Origin of the sequence: Actinomycetospora chlora (assembly GCF_039542135.1) — a bacterium.
GTDB lineage: Bacteria > Actinomycetota > Actinomycetes > Mycobacteriales > Pseudonocardiaceae > Actinomycetospora > Actinomycetospora chlora.
Genome location: NZ_BAABHO010000012.1, coordinates 1 through 21,673, shown reverse-complemented (window position 1 = coordinate 21,673; position 21,673 = coordinate 1). Strand labels below are relative to the sequence as shown.

Annotated in this window: 17 protein-coding genes and 2 tRNA genes; 7 read left to right on the top strand and 12 right to left on the bottom strand. The window is 75.0% G+C overall.

The genetic code is table 11. The features are described 5' to 3' along the window. Positions 1–22: 22 nt before the first annotated feature. Both ABD994_RS09575 and ABD994_RS09570 read left to right on the top strand, forming a co-directional pair. Positions 23–484 (top strand): ATP-binding protein, encoded by a 462-nt coding sequence (locus ABD994_RS09575; RefSeq protein WP_345413462.1) that lies wholly within the window; start codon positions 23–25, stop codon positions 482–484. Between the two features lie 98 nt (positions 485–582). Next, complete coding sequence (locus tag ABD994_RS09570) at positions 583–1,320, top strand: RNA polymerase sigma factor SigF (RefSeq protein WP_345413632.1); 738 nt, start codon at positions 583–585, stop codon at positions 1,318–1,320. 133 nt (positions 1,321–1,453) lie between these two features. On the opposite strand, the gene ABD994_RS09565 is transcribed toward ABD994_RS09570, so the two are convergent. From ABD994_RS09565 to ABD994_RS09530, 8 genes are all read right to left on the bottom strand, one after another. Next, positions 1,454–2,710 carry a cytochrome P450 gene (locus tag ABD994_RS09565; protein ID WP_345413460.1) on the bottom strand — a complete coding sequence of 419 codons (1,257 nt, stop codon included), beginning with the start codon at positions 2,708–2,710 and terminating at the stop codon, positions 1,454–1,456. A 188-nt stretch (positions 2,711–2,898) separates the two neighbouring features. Then, positions 2,899–4,680: a selenocysteine-specific translation elongation factor gene (gene selB / locus ABD994_RS09560; RefSeq protein WP_345413458.1), complete on the bottom strand. Its 1,782-nt coding sequence runs from the start codon at positions 4,678–4,680 to the stop codon at positions 2,899–2,901. Between the two features lie 5 nt (positions 4,681–4,685). Next, positions 4,686–5,972: an L-seryl-tRNA(Sec) selenium transferase gene (gene selA / locus ABD994_RS09555; RefSeq protein WP_345413456.1), complete on the bottom strand. Its 1,287-nt coding sequence runs from the start codon at positions 5,970–5,972 to the stop codon at positions 4,686–4,688. A 16-nt stretch (positions 5,973–5,988) separates the two neighbouring features. Then, entirely contained in the window at positions 5,989–7,077 is a 1,089-nt protein-coding gene (locus tag ABD994_RS09550; protein ID WP_345413454.1) for a permease, read from the bottom strand. Between the two features lie 34 nt (positions 7,078–7,111). Next, the gene (gene nrfD, locus ABD994_RS09545; protein ID WP_345413452.1) at positions 7,112–8,173 is read right to left on the bottom strand and encodes an NrfD/PsrC family molybdoenzyme membrane anchor subunit; all 1,062 of its coding nucleotides are present in this window, start codon (positions 8,171–8,173) and stop codon (positions 7,112–7,114) included. Continuing rightward, entirely contained in the window at positions 8,173–9,237 is a 1,065-nt protein-coding gene (locus ABD994_RS09540; protein ID WP_345413450.1) for a 4Fe-4S dicluster domain-containing protein, read from the bottom strand. Before ABD994_RS09540 ends, nrfD begins: the two co-directional genes overlap by 1 nt. After that, positions 9,237–12,470: a formate dehydrogenase gene (gene fdh / locus ABD994_RS09535; protein ID WP_345413448.1), complete on the bottom strand. Its 3,234-nt coding sequence runs from the start codon at positions 12,468–12,470 to the stop codon at positions 9,237–9,239. The genes ABD994_RS09540 and fdh overlap by 1 nt, the downstream gene beginning before the upstream one ends. Before the next feature lie 42 nt (positions 12,471–12,512). Next, a tRNA-Sec gene (locus ABD994_RS09530) sits at positions 12,513–12,608 on the bottom strand. Between the two features lie 68 nt (positions 12,609–12,676). Between ABD994_RS09530 and ABD994_RS09525 the strand changes: the two genes are divergently transcribed. Next, positions 12,677–14,209 (top strand): gluconokinase, encoded by a 1,533-nt coding sequence (locus ABD994_RS09525; protein WP_345413446.1) that lies wholly within the window; start codon positions 12,677–12,679, stop codon positions 14,207–14,209. Here ABD994_RS09525 and ABD994_RS09520 read toward each other — a convergent pair. Together ABD994_RS09520 and ABD994_RS09515 are read right to left on the bottom strand one after the other, a co-directional pair. Beyond that, a complete protein-coding gene (locus ABD994_RS09520; protein WP_345413444.1) occupies positions 14,152–15,573 on the bottom strand; it encodes a WS/DGAT/MGAT family O-acyltransferase in 1,422 nt (473 codons plus the stop codon). The two genes, ABD994_RS09525 and ABD994_RS09520, sit on opposite strands and share 58 nt — an antisense overlap. Positions 15,574–15,665: 92 nt before the next feature. Next, entirely contained in the window at positions 15,666–16,520 is an 855-nt protein-coding gene (locus ABD994_RS09515; RefSeq protein WP_345413440.1) for a helix-turn-helix transcriptional regulator, read from the bottom strand. Positions 16,521–16,622: 102 nt separating this feature from the next. Here ABD994_RS09515 and ABD994_RS09510 point away from each other — a divergent pair, with 102 nt between their 5' ends. Next, the gene (locus tag ABD994_RS09510; protein ID WP_345413438.1) at positions 16,623–17,303 is read left to right on the top strand and encodes an SDR family NAD(P)-dependent oxidoreductase; all 681 of its coding nucleotides are present in this window, start codon (positions 16,623–16,625) and stop codon (positions 17,301–17,303) included. Positions 17,304–17,307: 4 nt separating this feature from the next. On the opposite strand, the gene ABD994_RS09505 is transcribed toward ABD994_RS09510, so the two are convergent. Beyond that, positions 17,308–17,697 carry a tautomerase family protein gene (locus tag ABD994_RS09505; protein WP_345413436.1) on the bottom strand — a complete coding sequence of 130 codons (390 nt, stop codon included), beginning with the start codon at positions 17,695–17,697 and terminating at the stop codon, positions 17,308–17,310. 101 nt (positions 17,698–17,798) lie between these two features. On the opposite strand from ABD994_RS09505, the gene ABD994_RS09500 reads away from it, so the two are divergent. Continuing rightward, positions 17,799–18,245, top strand: coding sequence for a winged helix-turn-helix transcriptional regulator (locus ABD994_RS09500; protein WP_345413434.1), 447 nt, complete (start codon positions 17,799–17,801; stop codon positions 18,243–18,245). 4 nt (positions 18,246–18,249) lie between these two features. On the opposite strand, the gene ABD994_RS09495 is transcribed toward ABD994_RS09500, so the two are convergent. After that, a tRNA-Arg gene (locus tag ABD994_RS09495) sits at positions 18,250–18,322 on the bottom strand. 183 nt (positions 18,323–18,505) lie between these two features. Between ABD994_RS09495 and ABD994_RS09490 the strand changes: the two genes are divergently transcribed. Together ABD994_RS09490 and ABD994_RS09485 are read left to right on the top strand one after the other, a co-directional pair. After that, complete coding sequence (locus ABD994_RS09490; RefSeq protein ID WP_345413432.1) at positions 18,506–19,231, top strand: GAF and ANTAR domain-containing protein; 726 nt, start codon at positions 18,506–18,508, stop codon at positions 19,229–19,231. A gap of 16 nt (positions 19,232–19,247) precedes the next feature. After that, positions 19,248–21,347 (top strand): bifunctional copper resistance protein CopD/cytochrome c oxidase assembly protein, encoded by a 2,100-nt coding sequence (locus ABD994_RS09485; protein ID WP_425550045.1) that lies wholly within the window; start codon positions 19,248–19,250, stop codon positions 21,345–21,347. The last annotated feature ends 326 nt before the right edge of the window (positions 21,348–21,673 follow it).

Sequence of the window (21,673 nt, the reverse complement as noted above, 5' to 3'; positions counted from 1 at the left end):
CCGCGAACGGAGATCAGCAGCCGTGCAGACGCCGGAACCGCAGCAGCGTGATCGATCGTCCACCGCCACCACCGATCCCGGCGCCGACGGCTCGGGCGGGCTGGCCGAGACGCCGACGCCGGTCGAGGTCCGCGTGCACGCCGACCCCGCGCTGATCCCGTCGGTGCGCGCCGTCGCGGCCGACCTGGCCGCGCGCGCTGACTTCGACCTCGACGCCGTCTCCGACCTGCGGATGGCGGTCGACGAGGCCTGCTCGGCGCTCGTGCCGCTGGCCCGGAACGGTGGGCAGCTGCGCTGCGGGTTCGCGGTGGCCGACGGGCGCATCGACGTCATCTGCCGGGTGCCGGTCGCCGACCAGGCCACCCTGCGCCAGGACACCTTCGGCTGGCGCGTGCTCACCACGCTCACCGACGACGCCGAGGTGCTGGACGCCGACCCCGAGTGGCTCGGCATCCACCTGCGCAAGCAACGGCTCGCACCGTGAGCGAGCCGGCGGCCGCACCGCCGAGCGGCGACGCGGCCACGAAGCCGGCGGTCACGGGCTCGTCCCGTGGCGAGGACTCGTACGACCACCTCGTCCCGATGCTCACCGAGCACGCCGGGCTGCCGGCCGACGACCCGCGCCGCGAGGTCCTGCGCGACCGCCTCGTACAGGGCTACCTCCCGCTGGCGCGCCACATCGCGCGCCGCTTCGCCCAGCGCGGCGAGCCCCAGGAGGACCTCGAGCAGGTCGCGACCGTGGGCCTCATCCACGCCGTCGACCGCTTCTCCCCGGAGCGGGGCTCGGACTTCCTGTCCTACGCGGTGCCCACCATCACCGGCGAGGTGCGCCGGTACTTCCGTGACAAGGCGTGGTCGACGCGCGTGCCGCGGCGGCTGAAGGACCTGCGCCTGGCCATCGGCTCGGCGATGCCGCACCTGTCCCAGGAGCTCAACCGCGCGCCCACCGCCGGGGAGCTCGCCGAGCACCTGCAGCGCACCCGCGAGGAGGTGCTCGAGGCCCTCGAGGCCGCGAACGCCTACCGGTCGAGCTCGCTCGACGACATGCTCGTCGACGACCCGTCGTCCGGGCGCCTCGCCGACGTGCTGGGCAGCGCCGACGCGGAGCTCGAGCAGGTGGAGCACCGCGAGACCGTGCAGCCGGCCCTGCGCAAGCTGCCCGAGCGCGAGCGCACGATCGTCATGCTGCGGTTCTTCGGCGGCATGACCCAGACCCAGATCGCCGAGCGCGTCGGCGTCTCGCAGATGCACGTCTCACGGTTGCTGACGCGGACCCTCGCCACCCTCCGCGCCGACCTGTCCGACCCGCCCACGCCGTAGGTCGTCAGGAGTGCCAGCAACGCGGCATTGCTGGCACCACGCACCAGGATCGCCACATCCTCGCCGGGACGACACGCGGGGCGTGTCAGCGTGGGGGCCACGCTGACACTGGGTATCAGGAACACCACCACGATCACGTCGCCACGGGCAGGCGCTGGTAGCTGCGCAGCAGCAGCGACCGTCGCCGTACCGCGCCCGGCTCGCGGTGCAGCGTCGGCATCCGGGCGGCGAGCGCCGCCAGCGCGACGCGTCCCTCGAGCCGGGCCAGCGGCGCACCGAGGCAGAAGTGGATGCCGCCGGAGAACGCGAGGTGGTCGGCCTTCGTCGGGCGGTCGAGGTCGAACACGTCCGGGTCGGTGTGCACCGACGGGTCGCGACCCGCGGCGCCGAGCATCGCCATGACGACGGTGTCGGGCGCGACGTCGCGTTCCCCGAGGCGCACGGTCTCGTGCGGCGTGCGCGCGGTGAACTGGATGGGCGCGTCGTAGCGCAGCGTCTCCTCGACGGCGTCGCCCGCGCTGTCGGGATCGGCCGCCAGCTGCGCCCAGGGCTCCCGCGCGTCGGTCATCGCCGCGACCGCGTTCGTCACCAGCGTGCTCGTCGTCTCGAACCCCGCAAGCAGCAGCAGCGCGGCGAGGCTGATCGTCTCCTCGGTGCCGGCGTCCTGCACGGCGAGGTGGCTGACGAGGTCGTCCGCCGGGTCGCGGCGCCGCTGCTCGAGCAGGCCGCCCAACAGCCCCCGCAGCTCGGCGATCGCGGCGTCGAGCCGGTGCAGGGCCCGCAGTGAGCGCACCCCGCCGAGCCCGGCCGCGACCGCCCGCCCCCACCGGGCGAACGCCGCCGCGTCGCCGTCCGGGACGCCGAGGATCGCGGCGATGACCGTGACCGGCAGCGGCGTCGCCACCTCCGCAACGAGGTCGAACCGTCCACGGCGGGCGGCGTCGTCGGCCAGCCGCTCGGCCAGGTCGACGACGAGCGGCTCGAGCGCGGCGACGCGCGCCGGGGTGAACCAGCTGCCGACGAGGCGTCGCAGGCGCGTGTGCTCGGGCGGGTCCATCCCGAGGAACGACAGGTCGACGGGCTCGAGCAGCGGGTCGCGTCCGCCCTCGACCGACCCGCCGAGCGACCCGCCGCTGCGCGTCCGCACGAGGAAGCGCCGGTCACGCACGACGTCGCGGCACAGCGCGTGCGTCGCGACCACCAGCACCCCGCTGCGGCTCGCGTAGGGCTGCGCGGCCTCGCGCAGCTGCCGCTGGACCGGCGTCGGGTCGTCGATCCACGGCCGGTAGAGCAGGCGCAGGACGGGGTCGCCGGCGAGCGCGAGGGCCAGACCGCCGGTGCGCATCACGGCCAGCCGCGCGCCGAGCGTGACGTCGCGACGCAGGTCCACGGGCCCGATCCTGGCGTGGGCCGACCCGTCGAGGAAGCCCGGTGATCGTGGTGGTTTTCCTGACGATCAGTGTCAGCGTGGACCCTATCGGCGTGCTCCGCTTTCTTGCTGACAGACGCCCCGCGTGTCGTCCCGGCGAGGATGTGGCGATCCTGGTGCCCCGTGCCAGGAATGCCGCGTTGCTCGCACTACCGCAGCGCGTGCCGGCCCTCGTCGTCGCGGCGGGTGCGGCCCTGCTTCGCCAGGTACTCGAGCAACGGCACCGCGACGCGGCGGGTGGTGCCCAGGGCCTGGCGCGCCTCCGAGAGCGTGAACGGTGAGGGCAGGCCCGCGAGCCTCCCGACGGCCACGTCCGCCGCGTCGGGCGCGAGGTAGATCCCGTCGCCGACCTTGAGCAGGGCGCCGGCCTTCACCGCCGCCCCGAGCTCGCGGGTGCGCAGCCCCAGCTCCGCGAGACGGTGCGCCTCGGGCGCCGCGAACGGCTCGGCCTCGAGGTCGGACCGCACGGTGGCGACGGCCGTGCGCACCGCGTCGGGCAGCCCGCCGGCGTCGCGGGGCCGCAGCCGCCCGCCCGCCGCGACCAGCGACGACGCGGCCGGCTCGGCGAGCACGAGGTCGAGCAGCCGGGGGTCGGGCAGGTCGAGGGCCCGGGCGGCGGCCTTCGCCGGCAGGCCCGCGTCCAGGGGTTCCGCCTCGGCGTGCGCCGCCACGGCCTCCACCAGCCGCGACGCCAGCGACGACAGCCACGCCGGGTCGACCAGCCACCCCGCCGCCGACGGCACGTCCCCGGGCACCGTCGCCCCCAGCGCCACGAGGTCGTCGCGCCGCATCACCCGGCGCCGCGCGAGCTCCGAGGCGGCGTCCGGCACCCCCTCGGCGCCGGCCAGCTCGTCGGCCCGCGCCCGGGCCGCCCCGCGCCGGCGCAGCACCGGCGGGCGGACGTCGAGCACGGTCACCCCGCCCAGCACCCGATGCGCGCCCGGGTCGCGCAGCAGCGCGTGGTCGCCGGGTCGCAGGGGGAGGGGCTCGCGCAGCGTGAGCCGCACCGCCCGCTCCACGCCCGGCTCGGGCGACAGTGGCCGCACCCGCGCCGCCACCGCCGCCGACCCGACGTGCAGCATCACCTGCTTGGGCAGGTCGACCGCGGTGTCGCCGCCGCGCGGCGGCCCGACCCGTACGTCGACGACGTCGCTGCGCAGCCACCGCCCGAGGGTGGTCAGGGCGTCGCCGCGGCCGATCTCGTCGAGCCCGACGCCGCGCAGGTTCAGCGCGACGCGCGCGACCGCCCGCACCGGGTCGACGCTCTCGCCGAGCGCCTGCATCCCGCGCACGGTCACGGTGCGCGCGCCCAGCGCCAGCTCGTCGCCGACCCGGATCGTCCCGGCCCCGAGCGTGCCGGTGACGACGGTGCCCGCGCCCCGCACGGTGAACGCCCGGTCCACCCAGAGGCGCACGTCGGCGTCGAGGTCGGGGGCGGGCAGTCCGCGCACGACGCGCGACAGCTCCGCGCGCAGCTCGTCCAGCCCGAGGCCCGTCACCGCGGACACGCACACGGCGGGCAGCCGCCCCAGCGACGACTCGGCGAGGTGCTCCAGGGCCTCGTCGCGCGCCAGCTCGGGGTCGGTGAGGTCGCTGCGGGTGACGACGAGCAGCCCGTCGCGCACCCCCAGCGCGTCGAGGGCGTCGAGGTGCTCGGCGGACTGCGGCATCCATCCCGAGTCGGCCGCGACGACGAACATCGTCGCCGGCACCGGCCCGACGCCGGCGAGCATCTGCGTCACGAACCGCTCGTGACCCGGCACGTCGACGAACGCGACCGGCTCGTCGTCACCGGGCAGCGTCGTCCACGCGAACCCGAGGTCGATCGTCATGCCCCGCCGGCGCTCCTCGGCCCAGCGGTCGGGCTCCATCCCGGTCAGGGCGCGGACCAGCGTCGACTTGCCGTGGTCGACGTGCCCGGCCGTCGCCACGACCCTCACCGCAGGACCGCCCGCACCGCCCCGGCCAGCACGTCGTCCGCCTCCGGAGGCACCGAGCGCAGGTCGAGCACGCACCGGCCCTGCTCGACGCGCGCCACGACGGGGTCGGACCCGAGACGCAACGGCCCGGCCAGCGACGCGGGCAGCGCCACCCCCGCGCTCGGCAGCTCCACCCCGGGGGCGCCGCCGCCCCCGACCTGCGCCGCGCAGTCGACGGCCGACGCCGGCGGGCCGATCCGCTCGGCCAGCGCGGCGGCCCGCGAGTGCAGCGAGGCCAGATCGGTCTCGAGCATCGCCCGCACCGGGGGCAGGGGCCCGCGCAGCGTCGCCTCGAGCGCGGCGAGCGTCAGCTTGTCCACGCGCAGCGCCCGGGCCAACGGGTGGCGCCGCAGCCGGTGCACGAGGTCGGCGTCGCCGAGCAGCAGGCCCGCCTGGGGCCCGCCGAGCAGCTTGTCGCCCGACGCCGTCACCAGCGGCACCCCGGCCCGCAGCTCGGTCGCGGCGTCCGGCTCGTCGGGCAGCAGCGGGTGGGGCGCGAGCAGCCCGGAGCCGATGTCGGCGACGACGGGAACGCCCAGGCCGGTCAGCGCGCCCGCCGGCACCGACGACGTGAAGCCCGTGACCACGAAGTTCGACGGGTGGACCTTGAGGACCATGCCGGTCTGCGGGCCGACCGCCGCGGCGTAGTCGTCGACCCGCACGCGGTTGGTCGTCCCGACCTCGCGCAGCCGCGCGCCGGTGGACTCCAGGAGGTCCGGCAGCCGGAACCCGTCGCCGATCTCGACCATCTCGCCGCGGGCGATGACGATCTCCCGCCCCGCGGCGAGCACCGTCGCGGCCAGGATCAGCGCTGCCGCCCCGTTGTTCACGACGTGCACCCCGCCGGCGTCGGGCACGGCCGCGGCCAGGGCCGCCATCGCGCCCGCCCCGCGACGCCCGCGCCCGCCGGTGGCCAGGTCCAGCTCGACGTCGGTGGTGCCCGCGGCGGCGTCGAGCGCGGTGCGCGCCGCGGCCGAGAGCGGCGCCCGCCCGAGGTTGGTGTGCAGCAGGACGCCGGTGGCGTTCACGACCGGCCGCATCGACGCCGCCGTGGGCGGCAGCGACGCCACGGCCTCGTCGGCCACGGCCTCCGGGGCGATCTCCCCGGCCCGCGCGCGGCCCTGCGCCGCGACGACGACCTCCTTGACCCGCGCCCGCCCCAGCGTGGCCAGCGCGGGCCCGAGGCGCGCGTCGGCGAGCACGGCGTCCGTGCGCGGCACCCGCCGGCGGTGATCGTCGGTCATCGCGCCCATTCTGCGCTCACAGCCCGACGGCGAGCGCGACCACCGACGTCAGCACGCCGACCCCCGCCACGGCGCCGGTGACGGCCGCCAGCAGCGGCCGCGGGAACGCGGAGCGCACCATGAGCAGCGAGGGCAGGCTCAGCGCCGGCAGGGTGATCAGCAGCGGTGCGGCGAGCGGCCCGGCGACGCCGACGGCGAGCAGGGCCGCGACCACCGCGACCTCCGCGCCGGTCGGGATCGGCAGCAGCGTCCCGGCCACCGCGAGCACGACCACGCCGACCACGAGGAGCACCAGCCCGGTTCCGGAGACCAGCGTCGACGACAGCGGGAACAGCACGCCCCGGAACGCCCCGAGCGCGACGACGAGCAGCAGGTACTCGGGCAGGAGCCGCACCGTGACCCCGCCCAGCGCCCGCAGGAACCGCACGACCAGCGGCCGGTCGTCGGTCCCGGCCTCCTCGCCCGGCACGACGTCCGCCGCGTCCACGACGGCCTCGGGGGAGCGCCGCGCCCACCACCGGCCCAGCGCCACCGCCGCCGCGACGACGGCCACCCCGGCCGCGGCGCGCAGCACCGTCCACGGCCAGGGCAGCACGAACGCGCAGAACGCGAGCACGACGGGGTTCAGCGCCGGGTTGGCCAGCCAGTAGGCGAGCGTGGCGGTGAGGTCGGCGGCCCGCCGGCGCAACCCCACCGCCAGCGGCGCCGCGCAGCACGAGCACATCAGCGACGGCAGGGCGAGCGCGCTCGCGCGGACGCCGCCGCGCACGCCCGACCCGAGCAGCCGGGTGACCCACGCCGACGGCAACGCCGTCTGCACCGCCGCGGCGAGGACGAGACCGACGACCAGCGCGGGCCAGATCGCGAGGAAGTAGGTCCCCGCGAAGCGCAGCCCCGCCGAGAGCGACACCCCCGGCGTGGCGGACGCCCCGCCGGTGAGGATCGACGGCCCGAGCGAGTGCGAGCCCGCCACCGACGGGAGCTTGGTCCAGTACGGCGCCCACTTCGCCCAGAGCAGCCCCGCGACGACGAGCGCGCCGAAGCCGAGCAGCACCGCCCAGGGCGGCGGTCCGGTCCGTCGCGTCCCGACCCGTGTGTCCGCCACGCGCGCGGGTTCCCCGTGGGGGAGCAGGGCACGCTCAGGCGAAGGCGCGGTCCGGGGGCGTGGTCCGGTCGGAGGGGGTGGCCGTCGTCTCCTGCCGGCGACGGATCCGCTCGCGCTGGGGGACGACGATGTGCGCGGGGTCGTTGGCCGACGCGATCCCGGCGTCGAACACCCCGAAGCGCGTCAGCGCCGAGCCGGCCATGAGGGCGAGGCCCGACAGCGCCGCCGACCAGCGGCGCCGCCGCCCCAGCACCGTCCCGACGGCCCCGGCCGCCAGGCACGCCTTCGACGCGCGCATGAGCGTGTGCGCCCGCCCCTTCTGGTACACGTCGCCGAGCAGTCCGAGCTGGCGCTCCATCACCTCGCCCGCCACGAGCTCGACCGCGGCGCCCGCCACGGCCAGCCGCGCCGCGGGCACGTTGTCGCGCACCGACGCCCCGACCAGGCCCATGCCGCCGCCGGCCGCCGCCGCACTGCCGGCGAACACGACCGGCAGGTGGCGGTGCGCCTCGTGCCACGTCGGCACCGCCGTGTTGGAGAACAGGACCGCGGTGTAGGTGCCGAGCGCCGGCCCGACCACCGCCGACGCGACCCCCGACGCGTCCCCGGCACGCCGCAGCAGCCGGGCGAGACCGCGGGCACCCCGGCGGCGCAGCACCGGCTCGGCGATCTCGGCGGCCGCGGTGGCGGCGGCGAACGTCGCGAACGGCGAGAGGATCCACGTGCCCACCGACAGCGGCGACGTCGGCTTGAACACGCGCAGCATGTGCAGGAACCGCGACGGCCGGTGCAGGTCGTGGACCAGGAACACCGTGCCGCCGATCGCCCCGCCCGCGGCCGCGAGCCGGCCGGTCCGGCGCAGGGTGGGCCGGCCGGTCGCGCCGCCCATCGCGCCCAGCCCGGCCGACGTCGCGGCCAGCCCGCCGAGGAACAGGTACAGCGGGACGTCCGGGTTCTTCCACACCGGCGCCTTGATGATCGGGCGCCCGTAGTACGACCGGAACTCGGCCTCGGGCACCTGCAGCTGCTCGCGGTTGCCGCCGCGGCCGCGTCCCCGGTAGCGCTCGGGCATCTCGGTGTTGGTGTCGTGCCCCATCAGCGCCGACCTCCCCAGAACGCCGCCACGACCGCCGCGCCGAGGCCGACCGCGGTCAGCGCGGCGTTGCGCCACATCTCGGGCAGGTCGCGGGTGGTGACCACCGGGTCCGGCGGCATGCCGTAGACCTCCGGCTCGTCGAGCAGCAGGAAGAACGCGCCGTCGCCGCCGACGCCGTCGTCGGGGTCGCGCCCGTAGAGCCGCGCCTCGTGCACCCCGCGCGAGTGCAGTTCGGCCAGCCGCGCGTCGGCGGCGGCCTGCAGCTCGTCGAGGTCGCCGAACTGGATCGACTTCGTCGGGCACGCCTTGGCGCACGCGGGCTCGAGGCCCTCGCCGAGGCGGTCGTAGCACAGCGTGCACTTGTGGGCGCCGCCGTCGGACTCGCGGACGTCGATGACGCCGTAGGGGCACGACGGCACGCAGTAGCCGCAGCCGTTGCAGATGTCGTCCTGCACGACGACCGTGCCGAACTCCGTGCGGAACAGCGCGCCCGTGGGGCAGACGTCCAGGCAGCCGGCGTGCGTGCAGTGCTTGCAGACGTCCGAGGCCATCAGCCAGCGCACGTCGCGCTCGTCGTCGGGGGTCTGCTGGCCGTGGGCACCGCCGTCGGGCAGCAGCGCGAGCAGGTCGACGGTCCCCCCGCCGGGCGGCTCGGTAACCGCGTCGCGCGGCGAGGAGGACCCGTTGCCGTAGACGGCGGGCAGCCCCTCGGGCAGGAACCCGGTCTGCTGGCCCCCGTGCGCGGGCGTCGCCGACCCGTGCGGCCGGACGTCCTCGATGAACGCGACGTGCCGCCACGTCGACGACCCGAGATCACCGGTGTTGTCGTAGGACATCCCGGTCAGCCGGTAGGTGTCGGAGGCGTCGGTGCCGTCGTCGGGCACCAGGTTCCACTCCTTGCAGGCCACCTCGCAGGCCTTGCAGCCGATGCACACCGAGGTGTCGGTGAAGAAGCCGACCCGCTTCGGGTGTTCCGCCGACCAGCCCGCGTCGGTCGACGGGTCCGGCAACGGCCCGGTCAGCGACGTCGCGGCCCCGGAGAACGCGTCGAACACGTTGGTCACTAGACGATGCCCCCTGGCTCCACGCCGGCCTTGCGCCGGTAGGACTCGACGAAATCGAGCAGCGCGGGCCCGCGGGGTCGACGCCCGGGCTGGATGTCGCAGGTCGCGACCTTCGACTCCTGGATGTGCACGTTCGGATCCATCACCACGCCCAGCAGGTCGTTCGCCGGATCGCCGACGGACAGGCCGTTGGACCCCCAGTGGTAGGGCAGTCCGATCTGGTGGACGACGTGGTCCCCGATCCGCAGGGGCTTCATGCGCTCGGTCACGACCACCCGGGCCTCGATCGCGGTGCGCGCCGAGATCAGCGTCGCCCATCCCAGGTGCTCGAGGTTGCGCTCCGCGGCCAGGGCGGGGGAGACCTCGCAGAAGAACTCCGGCTGGAGCTCCGAGAGGTAGCCGAGGAAACGGCTCATGCCGCCCGCCGTGTGGTGCTCGGTGAGCCGGTAGGTGAGGAAGACGTAGGGATACGTCTCCGACATCGCCGGGTTCAGCCGGTTCCAGGCGCGGTCGATGTCCTCGCGCGCCGGGTTGTCCCGCTGGTCGTGCAGCAGATTGGCCACCGGCGACTCGACGGGCTCGTAGTGCGTCGGCATCGGCCCGTCGGCCAGGCCCGTCGGCGCGTAGAGCCACGCCTTGCCGTCGGCCTGCATGATGAACGCGTCGGTGCCGGCCAGCGCGTCCTCGCACTGCGCGCCCTCCGGCGGCCGGTAGCTCGGCGCCTTCGTGGCCTCGAAGTCGGGGATGTCGTGGCCGGTCCAGGAGCCGGCGTCGGCGTCCCACCACACGTAGGCCTTGCGCTCGCTCCACGGCTTCCCGTCGGCGTCGGCCGACGCGCGGTTGTAGAGCGTGCGCCGGTTCGCCGGCCAGGCCCAGCCCCACTCCGACGCCACCCAGTCCTGCTCGGAGCCGGGCTTGCGGCGGTCGGCCTGGTTGACCCCGTCCTTGTAGACCCCGGTGTAGATCCAGCAGCCGCCCGAGGTCGACCCGTCGGCGCGCATCTGCGTGTAGCTCGAGAGGTGGTTGCCGTCGGCGTCGAAGCCGTTGATCTCGGCCAGCACCGACTCCGGGTCCGGCTCGTCGTGGACGCCGAACGTCGGGTAGTCCCACGTGAGGTCGAGCAGCGGACGGTCCCGCTCGTCGGTCGACGCGGCCAGCTTCTCCCGGATCCTCTTCCCGAGGTGGAAGTAGAAGTGCAGCTCCGAGCGGGCGTCGCCCGGCGGGTGCACCGCCTCCCGGCGCCACTGGAGCAGCCGCTGGGTGTTGGTGAACGTCCCCGACTTCTCGGTGTGGTTCGCGCACGGCAGGAAGAACACCTCGGTGCCGATGTCCTCGGTGCGCAGCTCGCCGGTCTCGATCTCCGGGCCGTCCTGCCAGAACGTGGCCGACTCGATCATCTGCATGTCGCGCACGACGAGCCACTCGAGGTTCGCGAGACCGAGGCGCTGCATCTTGCCGTTGGCGTGCCCGATCGCCGGGTTCTCGCCGACGAGGAAGTAGCCGTAGGTCTTACGGTCGATCTGGTCGCGCACGATGCCGTACGTGCCGTGGTTGCCGGTCAGTCGCGGCAGGTAGCCGAACGCGAAGTCGTTCTCCGGCGTCGCCGCGTCGCCCCACCAGGCCTTGAGCAGGCTGACGAGGTAGGCGTCCATGTGGCCCCAGAAGCCCGTCTTCGCCGCGTCCGCGTCGAGGAAGCTCTGCAGGTCCTCGTGCAGGTGCGCGTTGGGCATCGGGATGTAGCCCGGCAGCAGGTCGTAGAGCGTCGGGATGTCGGTCGAGCCCTGGATCGACGCGTGCCCGCGCAGGGCCAGGATGCCCCCGCCCGGCCGGCCCATGTTGCCCAGCAGCGCCTGCAGGATCGAGGCCGCCCGGATGTACTGCGCGCCCACGGTGTGGTGCGTCCAGCCCACCGAGTAGACCCACGCCGTCGTGCGGTCGCGCCCGGAGTTCGCCGTGATCGCGCGAGCGACCGCGAGGAACTGCTCGGTGCTCATCCCGCACACCGCCGAGACGGCCGACGGCGTGTAGCGGGCGTAGTGCCGCTTGAGCACCTGGTACACGCAGCGCGGGTGCTGCAGCGTGTCGTCGCGCTCCGGGGCGGACGGGGCGTGGGCCTGCTCGCCCGCGCCGCCGGCGGTGTCCGAGGCATGCGCGGCGTGGTGCTCGCGCAGCTCGGCCTCCCAGTGGTCGCGCTGGCCCGCCGCCGGCGCCTCGTAGCCCGCGCCGTCCATCTGCCACGAGATCGGGTCGTAGCGCCCGGTCTCGTGGTCGTAGCCGGAGAACAGGCCGGTGACGTCACCGTCGACGAAGTCCTCGCCGACCAGCTCGGCCGCGTTCGTGAACGTGGTGACGTAGTCGCGGAAGTCGAGCTCGTTGTCCAGCACGTAGTGGATCAGCCCGCCGAGGAACGCGATGTCCGCGCCCGCCCGGAACGGGACGTGCAGGTCGGCCACCGCGCTGGTGCGCGTGAACCGCGGGTCGACGTGGATGATCGTCGCGCCGCGCTTCTTGGCCTCCATGACCCACTGGAAGCCCACCGGGTGGGCCTCCGCCATGTTGGAGCCCTCGATGACGATGCAGTCGCTGTGCTGGAGGTCCTGCTGGAAGTTCGAGGCGCCGCCACGACCGAAGCTGGTCCCCAGACCGGGGACGGTGGCGCTGTGTCAAATACGCGCCTGGTTCTCCACCTGGATCGCGCCCAGGGCGGAGAACAGCTTCTTGATGAGGTAGTTCTCCTCGTTGTCCAGCGTCGCGCCGCCCAGGCTCGAGAAGCCCAGGGTGCGCCGCAGGACGCGGCCCTCGTCGTCGGTGTCCTGCCAGCCGCGGCGGCGGGCGTCGATGACGCGGTCGGCGATCATGTCGACGGCCGTGTCGAGGTCGAGGTCCTCCCACTCGGTGCCGTACGGGCGCCGGTAGCGCACCGACGTCACCCGCGACGGCGACGTGACCAGCGACGTCGACGCCGAGCCCTTGGGGCACAGGCGCCCGCGGCTGATGGGCGAGTCGGGGTCGCCCTCGATCTGGGTGACGCGCCCGTCGCGCACGTAGATGTTCTGACCGCAGCCCACCGCGCAGTACGGGCAGACCGACTTGACGACCTCGTCGGCGTCCGCGGTCCGCGGCTCGAGGGCCTGGGTCCGGGGGGACTGGACGGCCGCGCCGCGCGCGAGGGGGTCCGGACCGGTGGCCTGCCGGAACAGCGGCCACTCGCCGAGCCAGGTACGAGCACCCACGTGGTGGTTCCTCCGTGCTGGTGAGGAGGGAGATCGAGGTTGTGGCGGAGGCGGACGGGAATCGAACCCGCCTGGCCGAGATGCTCGACCACTACGGTGTTGAAGACCGCGGGGGCCACCAGGCACCCTGACGCCTCCGCGGAGCAGCCTAGGTGCGCCCGGCCCGGCACGCAGGTCGGCCCTGCGGAGGTGCGGGAGATCGTCCGATGAGCAGGCCCGACCTCGTCCTCGGCGTCGACGTCGGCACCACCGCCACCAAGGCCGTCGCGTTCGACGCGCGCGGCGACCAGCACGGCAGCGGCGAGGCGCCCCACCACCTCGACGAGCCCGAGCCCGGCGCCGCGGTGCAGGATCCCGAGGCGCTGTACGAGGCGGTCGGCGACGCCGTGCGCGACGCCGTCGCGGACGTCGACCCCGCCCGGGTGGCCGCGGTCTCGTTCAGCTCGGCCATGCACGGGCTGCTCGCGCTCGACGCGGGCGGCGACCCGATCGGGCCGCTGATCACGTGGGCCGACAGCCGCGCGAGCGACGTCGCGCGCGAGCTGCGGGCCCGGGACGGGGCGCTCGCGCTGCACCGGCGCACCGGCACCCCCGTGCACCCGATGAGCCCGATGGTCAAGCTCGCCTGGCTGCGCCGGGCGCGCCCGAGCCTGCACGCCGCCGCGCACACGTGGGGCGGGATCAAGGAGCTCGTGCTCGCCCGCGCCGCCGCCGCCCGCGTCGCCGACACCTCGTGCGGGTCGGGCACCGGACTGCTCGACGTCGCCACCGGCACCTGGGACCCCGAGGCCCTGGAGATCGCCGGCGTCACCGCCGCCGCGCTCGGCGACCCGGTCGCGCCGACCACTGTCGTCGGGCACCTGCGCGAGCGCGGCTGGGGCCTGCCCACCGGCGTCCCGGTGGTGGCCGGCGGGGGCGACGGACCGCTGGCCAACCTCGGCGTCGGCGCCGTCCGGCCCGGGGTCGCCGCCTGCTCGATCGGCACGAGCGGCGCCCTGCGCGTCACCGTCGAGCGTCCCGCCGTCGACCCCCGCGGGCGCGCGTTCTGCTACGGCCTCGCCGACGGGCGCTGGGTCGTCGGCGGGGCCGTCACCAACGGCGGGCTCGTGCTCGACTGGGCTCGCGAGACGCTCGGCCGGCCGGTGGAGGAGCTGCTCGCCGCGGCCGCGGACGTCCCCGCGGGCGCCGACGGGCTGCTGGCGATGCCGCACCTGCTGCCCGAGCGCGCGCCGCACTGGGACGTCGGGGGCGCCGGCGCGCTCGTCGGCCTGCACCACCGCCACGGGCCCGGACACGTCACCCGCGCCCTGCTCGAGGGCGTGTGCCTGCAGCTGCGCCTCGTGCTGGACTCGTTGCGCGAGGCCGGCCTCGCCGTCGACGAGGTGCGCGCCACCGGCGGCTTCGCCCGCAGCGACCTCTGGCGCCGGCTGCTGACCGACACCCTCGACCTGCCCGTCGGGTTCCCGACGGTCGACCAGGGCTCGGCCTTCGGTGCCGCGCTGCTCGGGATGCAGGCGGTCGGCCTGCTCCCGCCCGGCGCGGACGCGCTCGTCGACGCCGCCGAGCGCATCCCCCTCGAGGAGACGCTGCGTCCGGGCGCCGACGCCGCGACCTACGCCGCGCGCCTGCCGGTGTTCGAGCAGGTGCACGACGCGCTGGGCGACGTCACCGCCGCGCTGGGTCAGTCGTCCGCGGCGTCCGCCACGGCCTCGAGCTCGACGAGGGCGTCCTCGAGGTAGCCGAGCAGGTGCTGGAGGTGCGGCACCGCGCGGCGGTCGCCGGTCACGCCGATCTCCATGCTGTCCGCGTAGGACATGACGGTGATGTTGAGCGCCTGGCCGTCGAGCGGCACCGAGATCGGGTAGATGCCGTCGAGCTTCGCGCCCTCCCAGTACAGCGGGTCCTTGGGCCCGGGCACGTTGGAGATGATCAGGTTGAAGCCCTGGTTGATCGCCGACGCGCCGGGGACCAGGCCCATGCCGATCGGCGCGGCGACCACGGCGGAGAGCGCGGCGATCGTCATGGGGTCGCGGCCCTGGAGGTTCTCCTTGGCCGCGAGCCCGGACTGGCGGATCTTCGTCAGCCGCTCGGCGGCGTCGGGCTCGTTCGTCGCCAGGTTGACCAGGATGGCGCCGAGCGCGTTGCCGGACCCGGAGTCCTCGAGCGCGACGGGCAGCGCGGCCACGAGCGGCTTGTCGGGCAGCCCGTCGTGGTCGGAGAGGTAGCGGCGCAGCGCACCCGAGCTCATCGCCAGCATGACGTCGTTGACCGTCGTGCCGGTGCGCTCGCGGACCCGCTGGATGCGCTTGAGCGGCCACGACTGCGCCGCGAAGCGTCGGGCTCCCGTGATCGGGACGTTGAGCATGGTCGGCGGCGCCTCGAACGGCAGCGCCAGGTCGTGCTCGACCAGGCCGCGGTAGGCCGACGACACCAGGGCCGGCCCCACGTTCAGCGACTGCCCGACGCCCTCGACCAGCGTGCCCGCGGTGCGCAACGCACCACCGACGACCTCGCGCGCCCCGCCGAGGACGCCGCTGGGTGCGGGCGCCTTCTCGCCGACCCGGCGGCTCGCCCGGCCCGGGCGCGGGTCGACGGCCCAGAACGGGGCCATCCCACGCTGCTCGGGGTCCGTGCTCAAGGCCTTCTCGAGGTGCCGCATCGCGCGCACCCCGTCCATCATGGCGTGGTGGATCTTGCTGTAGACCGCGAAGCGGTCGCCCTCCACGCCCTCGATGAGGTGGAACTCCCACAGCGGCCGGTGGCGGTCGAGCAGGCCGCCGTGCAGCCGTGACACCAGCTCGAGCAGCTCGCGGATCCGGCCCGGACGCGGCAGCGCGGAGAGCCGCACGTGGTACTCGATGTCGACGTCGTCGTCGTTGACCCACGCCCACTGGCCCAGCGTCGAGAGGCTGCGGGTGGCCCGCCGGCGGAACAGCGGCGCCACGTCGACGTCGCCGGAGACGAGGCTGCGGTGCAGGTCGGCGAGGTAGTCCGGCCCGGCGCCCTCGGGCCGGTCGAAGAGCATCAGCGAGCCGACGTGCGTCGGTCGTTCCCGCGACTCCGCGAGCAGGAACATCGCGTCCCGGAACGACATCGTCGCCATCGGCATCCCTCTCCGACCCCCGTGCGCCCGCCCCGCCGAACGGGGGAGCCTGTCGTCCGCCAGTGTGACCTACTCGCGAGTCGGTGTCGCCGTCAGTCCGTCCGGGCGACGAGCTCCTGCGTCCCCAGCACGATCGCCAGCGCCAGGCGCTCGGCGTCCCCGGTCCCCGGCTCGGCGGTGTACACGAGCAGCCGGACGTCGTCGGTGGCCACGAACAGCACGTCGCAGTCGACGGTGAGGCGGCCGACGGCGGGGTGGTCGACGACCTTGCGCTTGGCGGGCTCGCCCCGCGGCACCGGCTCGCCGTGCTCCCAGAGCTCGACGAAGCGCGGGCTCTGCGCCCGCAGCGCCGCGACGAGCCGGCGCGGGCCCCGGTCCGCGGGGTAGCGGGACGCGGTCAGCCGCAGGTCGGCCACCTGGCCGGCCTGCAGGTCGGCGAGCTCCCCGGCGGAGTGCACGACCCGGTTCGGCGCGCCGACGAGGTTGCGCCACACGGCGTTGCGCTCCAGCCCGCGCCACGCCGTCGTCGCGCCCAGGAGCGCGTCGTAGGGCGCGTTGGCGACGAGCAGGGTCCAGGTCGCGTCGAACACCGCCACCGGCGTGTGGTCCAACCGGTCGAGCAGCCGCTGCACGCTCGGCGTGATCCGTGCGGGCACGACGTCGTGGCCGGGGGCGGCGTGACCGGCGAGCCGGTGGAGGAGGTCGCGCTCCTCGTCGCCGATCCGCAGGGCCCGGGCGAGGGCCTCCACGACCTGCGCCGACGGCGACGTCGTCCGTCCCTGCTCGAGGCGGGTCAGGTAGTCGGTGGAGATGCCGGCGAGCCCGGCGAGCTCCTCGCGCCGCAGGCCCGCGGCCCGGCGGCGCCCGCCGGTGGGCAGCCCGACCGCGTCCGGCGCGACGCGGTCGCGCCACCGGCGCACGGTGCGCCCGAACTCCCAGGTCTCCACGTCGCCATCCTCCGGCGCCCGCTCCCCGCTGTCCTGGTCCTGGCGGTCCCACGACCACGGGACGACTGCCTGCCGCGCCGCGGTACGCCGAGTCTCGGGGCCATGACCACAGCACTCGTCACCGGGGCCACCCGCGGCCTCGGCCGGGAGATCGCCCGCCAGCTCGTCGCCGCGGGTCACACCGTCCACGTCGGGGCGCGCGACGAGGTCCGCGGCCGCGCCGTCGCCGAGGAGCTCGGCGCCCGCGCCGTCGCGCTCGACGTCACCGACGACGCGTCCGTCGCGTCCGCGCTCGCGCAGGTCGAGGCGGAGGGCGGCCTCGACCTGCTCGTCAACAACGCCGGCATCGCCATGGCCGCGCGCAACGGGCCGGACGCGCTGGCGGTGCTCGACACCAACGTCGCCGGCATCGTCCGCGTCACCGAGGCGGCGCTGCCGCTGCTGCGCCGCGCCGCGCAGCCGGTGATCGTCAACATCTCCAGCGCCCTCGGCTCGTTCGCCGCGAACCACGACCCGGCGCACCCGGCCTCCCGGGTGCCGGCGATCGTCTACGGCGCGAGCAAGGCGGCCGTGTCGATGCTGACCGTGCAGTACGCGCGAGCCGAGCCCGGGGTGGTGGTCGTCGCCGTGGAGCCGGGCTACACGGCGACCGGTCTCGGCGGGGCCGACCACGGCGGCCGTCCCGTCGAGGTCAGCGCCGGCACCGTCGTGCGCGTCGCCGCCCGCGTCGTGCACGGCCCGACCGGCACGTTCTGGGAGGAGGACGCGGAGCGCGGGTGGTAGCGGCTCAGGTGATGGCGCCCGGGTCGTCGGACGCCTCGGGCAGCACCCGGCCGTCCTCGAGGACGTTCGCGCCCGGGACCTCCTGCAGGAAGACGGCGACGTCCTCCTTGCGGTCGCCCGTGATCTCGCACCAGGCGTCGGCGAGGCCGTGCAGCAGGCGGGCCCGGACCTCCGGGGAGCGCCCGCACCGGATGATGCCGGTCATCCGCGCCCCGGACACCGGCTCGCCGGCCACGAAGATGCTGTCCGGCGGGACCTCGACGAACGAGCAGTGCACGTAGGCGCTCGGCGCGCCCGTGACCTCCGCGTGCACCTTCGTCATCGCCGCGGCGACCTCGGCCTTGTGGTCCAGCGTGGCGCCGCCGGTGGGCACGGTGAACTGGTAGAAGGGCACGGTTGCCTCCCGGGTCGGACTCGCAACGAATGTGACGGTAACGACCGCGTCGGCAGCCCCGCAAGCTGCTCGGACTCGAAAAGAGTCCTACGCTGACCCTCGTGCGGCACGACGACCTCGGGGACGTGTACTGCTCTGTCGCGAGGACGTGGTCCGTCATCGGCGAGCGCTGGACGATGATGGTCCTGCGCGAGTGCTTCCGGGGACAGCGGCGCTACGAGCACTTCCGCACCAAGCTCGGCCTCGGGGCGAACGTCCTCAACGACCGGCTGCGCGTGCTCACCGACGAGGGCGTGCTCGAGCGGGTGCGCTACCAGGACGCGCCGCCGCGCCACGAGTACCGCCTCACGGCGAAGGGCGCGGATCTCTACCCGGTGCTCGTCGCGCTGATGGCCTGGGGCGACCGGTACGAGAACGACGTGCCGCCGGTGCGGCTCGTCCACCGCGGATGCGGGCACGACGCCGCCCCGCGGCTGACGTGCGCGCACTGCGCGCAGCCCGTGAGCTGGCGCGAGATGACCGCGGAGCTCGAGCCCGACGCCTGGTGAAGGGCGCCCCCGGCACGACTCGAACGTGCAACCGTCGGATTAGAAGGCCGATGCTCTATCCGTTGAGCTACGGGGGCCGATGTGGAGTTGACCTGCGTCCAGTCTGTCAGGGCACGGGTCCCGACGAGGTCCAGGGTCGCCGGACCCGACGTTCGCGGAACCTGCCCTTGATTCCCTCCTCGCGCAGAGAAGACTCGTGGCGAGCACATCGGACGGACAGCGACCGTGTGCTCCGAGTGGCTTTCGGGGAGCGGGACGAGGTGGACACGGAAGAGCTGGTCGTGGCTCTGCGCCGGGCCGCACGCGACCTGACCGGACGGGGCAGCATCCGCGATCGCGAGCAGACCCTCGATGACATCGTCGGTGCCGCGGTCGAGACCGTGCCCGCGGCCGACGGTGGCGGGATCACGGTCACCGAGCACGGCGAGGTGGTGTCCCGCCACACAACGGATCCGACGATCACGAAGCTCGCCGAGCTGCAGGCCGACCTCGGCGAGGGGCCGTGCATCAGCGCGCTCCACGAGCCGCCGGAGAGCGGGACCATCGTCGCCGACGACCTCGGTGGCGCCGACGGACGGCGGTGGCCCCGCTTCGCCCCCCTCGCCGTGGAGGCCGGCTACCACGCGATGCTGTCGGTCCAGCTCGCCTACCAGCCCGGGCCCCGGAGCGTGGCGCTGAACCTCTACGCGACCCGGGCCGGCGCCTTCGACCGCGACGCCCGGACGACCGCCGCGCTGTTCGCGGTCGAGGCTGCCGTGCTGCTCGTCGGGGCCGAGGAGGCCGTCCACCTGCGGAGGGCCGTGGACAGCCGCGACACGATCGGCCAGGCCAAGGGCATCCTCATGGAGCGCTTCGGCGTCGACGACGAGGGCGCCTTCCGAATGCTCGTGCGCTCCTCCCAGGAGACCAACCTCAAGCTCGTCGAGGTCGCGCGCTGGTTGCACGTCGAGGCGTGCCGTCGCAGCAGCGCGGAGCACGGGTCCTAGCGGCACCCCGGCGCGCATGGGCCCGACCTACCCTGGGCTCGTGGCCTCCCCGACCCCGACCCCCGCCGACGCACCGGCCCGGGCCCGTCCCACGACGCCCGGCGCACTGTTCGCCGCGCAGGTGGCGCCGGTGCTCGCCGTGGCGGCGGTCGTGGCCCTGGCCCTCTCGACCCTGTCGGGCGCGGCGACGTTCGCCCAGCTCGGGCTGCCCGACCCCGGGCCGCTGACGGTCTACGCGCTGCCCGTCGTGCGGGCCGCCTCCCAGGCCGCGGCCGCGGTCACCATCGGCTTCCTGCTGCTCGCCGCCTTCTTCACCCCGCCCGCCGCGTCGGGCTCGCTGACCGCGGACGGCTACCGCGCCGTGCGGATGGCGACGTGGGCGGCGGGGGCGTGGTCGGTCGCCGCCCTCCTGATGATCCCGCTCTCCACGGCCGACGCCTACGGGCGTCCCGTCGGCGCGATGCTCGACCTGCGCGTGCTCGCGACCGCGGTCACCGGCATCGAGACCACCGGCGCCTGGGCGCTGACCGCCCTCGTCGCCCTGGTCGTGCTGGGGGTCACGCGGGCGGTCCTGGGCTGGGGCGGGGCCGTCGTCGGCGCGGGCCTGGCCCTCGCCGGCCTCCTCCCGCTCGCACTCACCGGCCACTCCGCCGGGGGCAGCGACCACGACGTCGCCACCAACAGCCTCCTGCTGCACGTGCTCGCGGCCGCGGTGTGGGTCGGCGGGCTCGTGGCGGTGGTGACCCACCTCGCCGCCGGTGGTCGCCACCCCGCCCTCGCCGCGCGGCGCTTCTCGGCGGTCGCGCTGGTCTGCTGGATCGTGCTCGCCGCCTCCGGTGTGCTCAACGCCCTCGTGCGCATCTCCCCGGGCGACCTCGTCACCAGCACCTACGGCGTCCTCGTCCTCGTCAAGATCCTTGCGCTCGTGGCGTTGGGTGCCTTCGGTGCCTGGCACCGACGGCACTCGCTGCCCGCGATCGAGCGGGGCGAGACCGCGGCGCTCGTGCGCTTCGGCGGCCTCGAGGTGCTCCTCATGGCGGCGACCATCGGGGTGGCGGTCGCGCTGGGGCGGACACCGCCGCCCGTCGGGCCGCAACCCGAGCCCACCCGCATCGAGGCCCTCCTCGGCTACGGCATCGACGCGCCGTTCAGCCTCGCGGGCGTCGTCACCCAGGCGCGGTTCGACGTCCTGTTCGGCACGCTCGCGCTGGTCCTGGCGGGGCTCTACGTCGCCGGCGTCCGCCGCCTGCGGGCCCGGGGCGACGGCTGGCCGCCGGGACGCACCACGGCGTGGCTGCTCGGCTGCCTCGCCCTGCTGGTGGTGACGTCGTCGGGCATCGGCCGGTACGCGCCCGCCCAGTTCAGCGTGCACATGGGCCAGCACATGGTGCTGAACATGCTGGTGCCGATCCTGCTCGTGCTCGGTGCGCCGATCACCCTCCTGCTCCGCGCCCTGCCGGCCGCCGGGTCGGGGGCGCCACCCGGGCCCCGGGAGTGGGTGCTCGCCGCGGTGCACTCGCCGGTCGCCCGGGTGCTGAGCCACCCGCTGGTCGCGCTGGCGCTGTTCGTCGGCAGCTTCTACGTCCTGTACTTCTCCGGGCTGTTCGACGCCGCGCTGGAGTCCCACTGGGCCCACATCGCGATGAATGTCCACTTCCTCGCGGTCGGGCTGCTCTTCTTCTGGCCGATCGTCGGTGTCGACCCGAGCCCGCGGCAGCTGCCGCCCATCGGGCGCCTCGGCCTGCTGTTCGTCGCGGTGCCGCTGCACGCCTTCTTCGGCATCGCGGTCATGAGCTCCAACACGGTGATCGGCTCGAGCTTTTACCAGCAGCTCGAGATGCCGTGGGTCGACCGCCTCGCCGACCAGACCGCGGGCGGCGGGCTGGCCTGGGCGACCGGCGAGGCGCCGATGCTGCTCGTGCTCATCGCCCTGCTCGTGCAGTGGTCCCGCGCGGACGAGCGCCAGGCACGGCAGGGCGACCGCCGGGCCGAACGCGACGGCGACCGCGAGCTCGCCGAGTACAACGCCATGCTGCGGTCCCTGGCCGGCGGCCGGCGGGACACGGGCGACCCGCAGGGCGAGACCACCGCCGACCTGCAGCAACGCGGTACCTGACCCGCGGTGCCGACGCCGTCCGCGGCGTCGCGTACAGTGGTGGGGCACCCGGGGAACGGACGCGCTCCAGCGGCCGGCCGGGAGCCGACCGAGGCTTCGAGCCTCGGGTACAGTCGAAGACCGCGATCGCACCGGCTCCGTGCCGGGCACCGATCGCCTCCCGAGACCCGGGATGCGCCGACGGGGACCCCCCGGAAACGGCCTGGAACGGGATCGGGTACGGTGGAGAAACACCGCGAGGAACTGGGCCGGTAACGGCCGGGGGATTCGTGTGTGGTTGTCCTTTGAGAACTCAACAGTGTGCCGATGTTTGGTGTGTTTGTCCT